General features: G+C 57.3%; 2 protein-coding genes. Both read right to left on the reverse strand.

Annotated elements, in window-relative coordinates; genetic code table 11:
- Positions 1-587, reverse strand: a 587-nt coding sequence (locus JIN85_RS22545; protein WP_200274341.1) for a hypothetical protein, incomplete at its 3' end; no start/stop codon positions are given.
- Positions 584-1,381: recombinase family protein (locus JIN85_RS22550; protein ID WP_484510791.1), on the reverse strand; the 798-nt coding region annotated here is incomplete at its 5' end. The genes JIN85_RS22550 and JIN85_RS22545, both read right to left, overlap by 4 nt.

Genomic DNA, 1,381 nt, shown 5'->3' on the forward strand with positions numbered 1-1,381 from the left:
GTCGAAGACTTGACCTCTAACAAATCACGATCCGCGATGAGGTGCGCTCCATGTTCCTCGGCAAATTGGTCGAGAATTTCACGGTTTGCGGCAAAACGGGCATTGAGCATCATCAGCTCGTCACTCACTGCCGACCGCATCTTATCGAGCTTTTTCCTGCCTTTGATCGCCGCTTCCAGATCGGCACGGAAGTTTCGACTCTGTGACCGTGGGCACTCTAACAACTCAAAGGCTTCATCGACGATCGATTCGCGGATCCTGTCCTTGGCTGCGTTGACTTGCTTCTCCAGATCGCGGGCAAGTTTCGTTACTTCCCCCTCCCCTTCCCTGAGTTTGGCGATCAACTGATTGATGTCGGTCGCCTTCTCCATAATTTCGGCATAGCCCTTTTTGATCAGATCACGCGTCTCCTTGAGCTTTTTCACGTCGATCTCTGCCTGGCCGAAATCCTCGTCGGTTTTCGGATCGGAATTGATCGTGGCAACCCAGGTCCGGAGCGCTTCAAGGAACTGATCGACGTTCGACTCGGTGACTCGCGAAACGGCTTCAACTTTCAGCGGGACGATTTCAAAAGTGGCGGTGCTCACAGCAGGCCTCCTTCCTCTTGCTCCACGTTCGGCGCGATCGACTTCAGCTCGTAGCCCTTCGGCGTTTGCTCGAGCGTGACCAGAGACGATTGCTCGATCAGATCGCGGGCTTCATCGGCCAGTGACTTGGAAAACGTGTTCGCGGTGATCGGCCCAACGTCTTCCAGTTCCATGGAAATAATGTAGAGCGTCCAGGCCTTGCCGGTCTTCGTAACTCCCGACTTGGTTTCCACCGAAAGCAGATAGGCACGGCGCGGTGACGCGAGATCGAGCGCGGGCTTTGCCTCTGGCTCCGGTTCAGGCTGTTTTGGGGGCGGCTCCGGCGCGGGAGCATCTTCTTTTGCTGACTGCCTCGGTTGAGTCGATGCCTTGAGCGCGTCCACTCCGCTGAGAGTTTCCGCTGGCGGCGTCACGTTGCGCATTTCCAGATTTTCGTCATCGGTGACAACGCCGAGCATCACGCCCGGAGCATGTCGCCGTGCCCATTCACGCGATCCGCGGTAAGCAAGCTGCCGGTCCCAATCGGCTGAATTGCGCCAGGGTGACCCGTTGCCCGTGGTTTCCCATTGCTGCACCGTTCCTTCGACCGTTCGTGGATTGCGTTCACCGGTTAGAGTCCCGGAGACAACAACCTTTCGTCCCTTGCCCGACCCGGAATAGGCATAATCAAGCCGGACTCCGAGCTTCGCTTCGATCACCGCCGCGACCAGTTTGCCTTCCCAGCAAAGCCGCCCGTGAACTACCGATGCATGCCCGGCAACTGCAAACGGTGAAAAGCCCCAGCGTTGGGATTG

The organism is Luteolibacter pohnpeiensis, assembly GCF_016595435.1.
GTDB lineage: Bacteria > Verrucomicrobiota > Verrucomicrobiia > Verrucomicrobiales > Akkermansiaceae > Luteolibacter > Luteolibacter pohnpeiensis.